The organism is Phenylobacterium sp. (assembly GCF_016793285.1).
In the GTDB taxonomy this organism is placed as follows: domain Bacteria; phylum Pseudomonadota; class Alphaproteobacteria; order Caulobacterales; family Caulobacteraceae; genus Phenylobacterium.
Window position 1 is genome coordinate 42483 of record NZ_JAEUMO010000063.1, and the last position, 6250, is coordinate 48732.

7 protein-coding genes are annotated in these 6250 nt (G+C 71.9%); 3 read left to right on the forward strand and 4 right to left on the reverse strand.

All coding sequences use genetic code 11. The features are described from left to right. Positions 1-6: 6 nt before the first annotated feature. From JNL41_RS06355 to JNL41_RS06365, 3 genes are all read right to left on the reverse strand, one after another. Entirely contained in the window at positions 7-1053 is a 1047-nt protein-coding gene (locus tag JNL41_RS06355; RefSeq protein ID WP_293473435.1) for a DUF4167 domain-containing protein, read from the reverse strand. 250 nt (positions 1054-1303) lie between these two features. After that, on the reverse strand, positions 1304-2173 hold the full coding sequence (prmC, locus tag JNL41_RS06360) for a peptide chain release factor N(5)-glutamine methyltransferase (RefSeq protein ID WP_293473436.1): 870 nt from the start codon (positions 2171-2173) through the stop codon (positions 1304-1306). Beyond that, complete coding sequence (locus JNL41_RS06365) at positions 2170-2949, reverse strand: MOSC N-terminal beta barrel domain-containing protein (protein ID WP_293473437.1); 780 nt, start codon at positions 2947-2949, stop codon at positions 2170-2172. The genes prmC and JNL41_RS06365 overlap by 4 nt, the downstream gene beginning before the upstream one ends. Positions 2950-3041: 92 nt before the next feature. Here JNL41_RS06365 and JNL41_RS06370 point away from each other — a divergent pair, with 92 nt between their 5' ends. Beyond that, positions 3042-4136 carry a YihY/virulence factor BrkB family protein gene (locus JNL41_RS06370; protein WP_293473438.1) on the forward strand — a complete coding sequence of 365 codons (1095 nt, stop codon included), beginning with the start codon at positions 3042-3044 and terminating at the stop codon, positions 4134-4136. A gap of 42 nt (positions 4137-4178) precedes the next feature. Here the strand turns inward: JNL41_RS06370 and prfA are convergent, their stop codons facing one another. Then, a complete protein-coding gene (prfA, locus tag JNL41_RS06375; RefSeq protein WP_293473439.1) occupies positions 4179-5255 on the reverse strand; it encodes a peptide chain release factor 1 in 1077 nt (358 codons plus the stop codon). Between the two features lie 73 nt (positions 5256-5328). On the opposite strand from prfA, the gene JNL41_RS06380 reads away from it, so the two are divergent. Both JNL41_RS06380 and JNL41_RS06385 read left to right on the forward strand, forming a co-directional pair. Further along, positions 5329-5913, forward strand: a complete 585-nt coding sequence (locus JNL41_RS06380) for a pyridoxamine 5'-phosphate oxidase family protein (RefSeq protein WP_293473440.1) — start codon at positions 5329-5331, stop codon at positions 5911-5913. 116 nt (positions 5914-6029) lie between these two features. Then, a partial coding sequence (locus tag JNL41_RS06385; RefSeq protein ID WP_293473441.1) for a hypothetical protein occupies positions 6030-6250 on the forward strand: 221 nt, incomplete at its 3' end.

A 6250-nucleotide genomic window follows, 5' to 3' on the forward strand; every position in this document is an offset into this window, starting at 1 on the left:
CGCGCCCTAGGCGCCTTCGCTCTCGCTGGGGGGCGCGCCTTCGCCGGCCTCGAAGCTGCGCGGGGCGCGGCGGCGGCGGGCCTTGGGCTTCTCCTCGCCGTCGTCGGCCGCTGCCGTGGCCTTGGGCGCCGGCGCGGGGCGGGCGGCCTGGAGAAACGCCGGCGCGTGGCTGGCGCCGCCGTCGGCGTCGCGCAGCATCGGGCCTTCCGGGCGGCCCTCGCCCTGCGGCTCGACGACGGGCAGCGGGTCGCGCTCGGGCCGGTCGCGGTCGCGTTCGGCGCGGGCGGGCCGGTCGTCGTCGCGCGGGCGCTCGTCACGCCGGTCGCGGCCGCGGTTGCGGTCCCGGTCGCGCGGACGGTCGTCGTCGTTCCGCGGACGATCGTCCCTCGGGCGGTCGTCGCGTGCGCGGTCGTCGCTGGGGCGGTCGTCCCGGGGCCGCTCATCGCGGGCGCGGTCGTCGCGCGGCCGGTCGCGATCGCGGTCGCGCGGCTGCCAGTCGCCCCGGTCGCGGTCGCGGTTGCGGTCACGATCCCGGTCACGGTCCCGGGATTGCCACTCGCCGCGGTCGCGGTTGTCGCGGTTGTCGCGGCCGTCGCGGTCGCGGTTTCGATCCCTGTTCTGGTCGCCGCGGTCGCGGGTCTCGCCGTTGTCCTCGCGGACCTCGGGGGCTTCGGCGGCGGCCTCGTCGGCGGCGGCCGCGGCGGCCTGGCCGCTCTCGTCCTCGAAGTCGATGTCGTAGCCGGAGGCGAACTGGTCGCGGCCGATGATCTCGCTGGCCGGCCGGTTCGGCTGGATGGCGCGGATCAGGCGGAAATAGTGTTCGGCGTGCTGGAGGTAGTTCTCGGCGAGCACCCGGTCGCCGGACGACGTCGCGTCGCGGGCCAGTTGCTGGTACTTCTCGAAGACGTGCTGGGCGTTGCCCCGCACCTTCACGCCGTCGGGGCCGTTCGAATCGAAGGCCCGGTTGGCGTTCTGCTGGGGCTTGCCGCCGCCACCGCCGCCACCGCCCCGATTGCGCCCACGCTGGCGCTTCATACCCTTGAAATCTCTCATAATCTTAAGAAACCGTTCGTTCCTTGAGCGCCCCTGCGGCGTCTTGGCCTTCAGCTTGGTCCGACCTCGGCCTGGTCAGCGATGTCGAAGGCGTGTGTGTTCCCCGTCTTCCGCCCGGAAGCTCGTCAGCGAGAGGCCTTTCTTGGAGGAGAAGCGTCGCGCCTGTCGGGTCGGGCGGGCGTCCTGCTTAGGGACGCATCTACCTGCAACACCGACGAATTTGGGTGGAGACGTGATCTGATGTAGCGAGTCAGCCCGCCGTTTCCAAGGTCTTTTTCTCACCTGCGACCACCCGGTCGCGGTCGGCCAGGTCCTTGATCGTCGTCACGAAGACGGCGCCCGCCTCGCGGAACAGGGCCTCGACCGCGTCCTTCTGGTCGTAGCCGATCTCGACGGCGAAGCGGCCGCCGGGCTTCAGCACGCGCAGGATCTCGGGCGCCAGGACCCGGTAGCCGTCGAGGCCGTCGGCGCCGCCGTCGAGCGCCAGGCGGGGCTCGTGGTCGCGCACCTCCGGCTCCAGGGTCTCGATGACCTCGGTGGCGATGTAGGGCGGATTGGCGACGACGAGGTCGAACTCGCCGCCCTCCAGGCCCGCCGTCCAGTCGCCGCGCAGCAGGGCCAGCCGGCCGGTCAGGCCCAGGGAGGCGGCGTTGTCGCGCGCCACGGCCAGGGCCTCCTCGGAGATGTCGACGCCCAGGCCCCTGGCCGCCGGCCGCTCGGCCAGGATCGCCAGCAGGATCGCGCCGGAGCCGACGCCCAGGTCGAGGATCCGCCACGGCGCGTCCTCGGGGAAGTCGCGGAGCGAATACTCGACGACGGTCTCCGTGTCGGGCCGCGGGGTCAGCACATCGGGCGTGACCTGCAGCATGATCTTCCAGAAGCCCTTGCGGCCCAGGATGTGGCTGACCGGCTCGCGCGCGACGCGGCGGGTCAGGAAGTCGTCGAGCTTCGCCTCCTGCGCGGGCGTGAGCTCGCGATAGGGGTCGGTGACGATGTCGGCGCGGGTGGCGTCGGCCGCCGCCTCGACCAGGAGGCGCGCGTCGATCACGGGACCCGTCAGGCCGGCGGCCTCCAGGCGGGCCTTCGCCTGCGTCCAGGCCTTCACGAGCGTCAGTGTCATGCCGTCACCGTCCGAGGCGCGGTGATCGCATCGCCCAGGCCGACGCGACCTGGCGTCGTCATCCGGATGTAGATCCCGCAGTCCATGTGTCCGTAGTGGTCGAAGAGAGCCTTCGGGACCTCGAGGTCCCGGATGGCGGTGGTCGGATCCACCTCGGTCGCCGCGCAGCGGCGGATGCGGGAGAAGACCGAGGCCTTCGCCCAGCCCGCCATCAGCTCGCGTTCCAGCCAGTCGTTCTCGGCCCAGGGCTCCCAGCCCTCGACGTAGAGGTTGCCGCGGAAGCGCAGGGGATCGAGCTCGGCGCCCATCTTCTGCGAGAGGTCGCGCACGCTGGCGAGGTTGATCACCGAGACCTGGCCCAGCGGGTGGTCGGTGAAGCGGAATCCGCCCCGGGCGTCCACCACCTTCAGCGGCCCGCGCAGGTCGTCCGGATCGAGGAAGGCGGTCAGCCAGGCGGCGAAGCCCTCGCGGCCCTCGGGCTCGCTGAGCCGGCCGGCGAAGGCCGGCGCGCCTTCGGCTTCGGCGACGAACAGGCCCGAGGCCTCGTCGTAGCGGGTCCTGGCGGCGGCGACCTTCGGGATCTGCGCCAGCACCGTGAACATCTTCTTCGGCGTCCACTTCGGCTCCGCCGGATCGAACCCCGACGGCCCGTTCTCCACCGCCCAGAGCCGGTCTCCGGGGAACCCCTCGCCGGGCGCGAGATCGACATGGCTCAGCGGCTCGGGGGTGAACCCCTTCACCGGATGCCGGAAGATCGCTGCGACGTGGCCGCTCATGGTCCGGTTCTGGCGCAACCGCGGCGCGGGCTCAACCCGGAACGCCGCGGCGTCCGCCGAGTTTGATCATCCGGCGAAGAGGGAGGGTTCAGGTGGCCGACGTCGCCAGCAGTCCGATCGGCGGGGACCCCGACGAGCCCGGCATGAGCCGGCGCACCGTGGCCGACCCGGCGACCTTCGAGGCGCAGGAGCCGGACCGCGGCCGCACGGCCGCCTCGCCCTGGCGGATCCCGCCCCGCGGCTGGGTCGACATCCTCTGGCGCACCTTGAGGGAGACCGGCGAGGACCGGCTGACCGTGGTGGCCGGAAGCGTCACCTACTACACGCTGCTGGCGATCTTCCCGGGCGTCGGCGTCTTCGTCTCGCTCTACGGCCTGTTCGCCGACGTCGCCGAGGTGGAGAAGCAGCTCCTCCAGCTCTCGGCGGTCTTCCCGCCCGACGTGACCCGGCTGACCGGCGAGCAGATGATCCGCCTCGCCGGCGCCGACAGCGAAGGCCTGTCGTTCGCCTTCGTGGCCAGCCTGCTGCTGTCGGTGTGGAGCGCGAGCGCCGGGATGCGGGCGCTCTTCGACGGCCTCAACATCGCCTACGACGAGACCGAGCGGCGCAGCTACGCGGTGCGCGCGGCGCTGACCTACGGGTTCACCCTGGCGCTGGTCGTCTTCCTGGCCGTCGTCAGCGCGCTGCTGGTCGCCGCGCCCATCGCGCTCGCGCGGGCCGGCCTGGCCGACACCTGGCTGGCGGCCGTCCGCTGGCCGCTGGTGTTCCTCGTCGCGACGCTGGCCTTCAGCGTGGCCTACCGCTACGGGCCCAGCCGGCAGCGCGCACGCTGGCGCTGGCTGACGCCCGGTTCGGCCTTCGCCTCGGCTTTGTGGATCGGCGGCTCGGCGGGTTTCTCGTGGTATCTCAACAACGTCGCCGGGCTCGACCGCGTCTACGGCTCGCTGGGCGCGGTGATCGGCTTCATGCTGTGGATCTGGTTCTCGGTGATGATCGTGCTGATCGGCGCCGAACTGAACGCCGAGATCGAGCACCAGACGGCGCTCGACTCCACCACCGGCCCGCCCGAGCCGATGGGCGAACGCGGGGCGGCGATGGCCGACACGGTGGGCCTGCGCTTCGACGGCCTGGGCAGGCTGCTGGGCGGCGGCTGGGACAGGGTCCGCAAGGCGTTGAAGCGCCGCTGAGGCCCCGCCGCGGCGCGAGGAGGTCCCCGCCGGCGCGGAGGATCACCCGAACTCGTCTTCCAGGGCCGCGAGGCGGGCGGCCTGGTCCTCTGCGATCAGGGGGTCGATGACGTCGTCGAGGGCTTCGCCTTCGATGACCTTGGGCAGGTTGTAGAGGGTCAGGTTGATGCGGTGGTCGGTCACCCGGCCCTGCGGGAAGTTGTAGGTGCGGATGCGTTCCGAGCGGTCGCCCGAGCCCACCTGGCTCTTGCGCGCCTCGGACCGCGCCGAGTCCAGCGCCTCGCGCTGCATGTCGTACAGCTTCACCTTCAGCGACTTCATCGCCCGGGCGCGGTTCTGGTGCTGCGACTTCTCCGAGCTCGTCACCACGATGCCGGTGGGCAGGTGGGTGATGCGCACGGCGGAGTCGGTCTTGTTCACGTGCTGGCCGCCGGCGCCCGACGAGCGGTAGGTGTCGATGCGCAGGTCCTGGTCGCGGATCTCGATCTCCACGTCCTCGACCTCGGGCAGCACCGCCACCGTCGCGGCCGAGGTGTGGATGCGGCCCTGCGCCTCGGTGGCCGGCACGCGCTGCACCCGGTGGACGCCGCTCTCGAACTTCAGCCGGCCGAACACGCCGTCGCCGGTGACCGAGGCGACGATTTCCTTGAAGCCGCCGGCGTCGCCCTCGGAGATGGAGTCGATCTCGACCCGCCAGCCGCGGCCCTGGGCATAGCGCTGGTACATGCGGAAGAGGTCGCCGGCGAACAGCGCCGCCTCGTCGCCGCCGGTGCCGGCGCGGACTTCCAGCATCGCCGAGGCGTTCTCGTCCTTGTCCTTGGGGGCGAGCAGCAGGGCGACCTCGCGCTCCAGCTCGGGCAGGCGCTCCTTGAGCGCGTCCAGCTCGCCGCGGGCCAGTTCGGCCATCTCGGCGTCGCCGCTGTCGGCCATCTCGCGCAACTCGGGCTCTTCGGCGCGCGCCTTCTCCAGCGTGGTGACCGCATCGGCCACCGGCTTCAGCTCGGCGTGCTCCTTCGACAGCCGCACGATCTCGGCCCCGTCGGTGGCCGCGCCCATGCGCGCCTCGATCTCGCGGAAGCGGTCGAGGACCTGATCGAGCCTGGCCTGGGGAAGTCTCATGAGGGCGGTGTCTGTAGCGGAGAGCGTCGCGGGCGACAATTCCGCGCTATGATCGTGCGGGGAGGCGCGAGCCATGGCGATGTTCCACGAGGGCAATCGGGCGCTGCAGGACGCCTTCGGCAGCCGCGCGCTGGCCGACCGGCTGGAGGAGCGGCTGGCGCACGACCGCTTCACCGAGGGCGACGCGGCGTTCATCGGCGCGCAGAGCTTCTTCTTCCTGGCGACGGCGGACGCCGAAGGCCGCCCCGACTGTTCGTTCAAGGGCGGGCCGCCGGGGTTCGCGCACGTGGCCGCGCCGGACCTGCTGGTGTTCCCCGACTACGACGGCAACGGCATGTTCAAGAGCCTGGGGAACATCCGCGCCAACCCGTACGTGGGCCTGCTGTTCATCGCCATGGGCGAGCGGGCCGGGCGCCTGCGGGTGAACGGCCGCGCCGAGGTCGTCGCCGACGACCCGCTGATGGCGGAGATCCCGGGCGCGCAGCTCCTGGTGAAGGTCACGCCGACCGACATCTTCCCGAACTGCCCGCGCTACATCCCGCGGATGAGCATCGAGGCGCACTCGGAATACGCGCCCGTGGCCGGCGCGCCGGCGGTCGAGCCCAAGTGGAAGACCTTCCCCGACTTCGCCGACGTCGTGCCGCCGCGGCGGGCCTGAGCCATCCTTCCCTAAGCTCGTCATCCCGCGGACAAGCCGCGGGATGACGTTCAGAGGCGGAACGCTCGCGCTCCGAAGGTGTTTTCCGCCCGGGTGACACCACGGAGAACGACGACATGGCGACCGAACGCGTGACCGAACGCAGCGACGGCCTGACCACCGAACGGGTGATCGAGCGCGACGCCGGCGGGACCACCTACGTCGAGAAGGGCGGCTCCGGCTTCGGCGGCGTCATGGTCGGCATCGCGGTCCTGGCGATGGTCGCGATCGTGGCCTTCTTCCTGCTGCAGTCGAACCGCAACGACGCGATCCGCACCGAGGCGGTGTCGAGCGCCGC

What these genes read in the sequence shown, in the direction of transcription:
- JNL41_RS06355 (WP_293473435.1), bottom strand. Translation starts at nt 1,053, where the DNA reads ATGAGAGATTTCAAGGGTATGAAGCGCCAGCGTGGGCGCAATCGGGGC.
- JNL41_RS06380 (WP_293473440.1), top strand. Translation starts at nt 5,329, where the DNA reads ATGGCGATGTTCCACGAGGGCAATCGGGCGCTGCAGGACGCCTTCGGC.
- prmC (WP_293473436.1), bottom strand. Translation starts at nt 2,173, where the DNA reads ATGACACTGACGCTCGTGAAGGCCTGGACGCAGGCGAAGGCCCGCCTG.
- JNL41_RS06365 (WP_293473437.1), bottom strand. Translation starts at nt 2,949, where the DNA reads ATGAGCGGCCACGTCGCAGCGATCTTCCGGCATCCGGTGAAGGGGTTC.
- prfA (WP_293473439.1), bottom strand. Translation starts at nt 5,255, where the DNA reads ATGAGACTTCCCCAGGCCAGGCTCGATCAGGTCCTCGACCGCTTCCGC.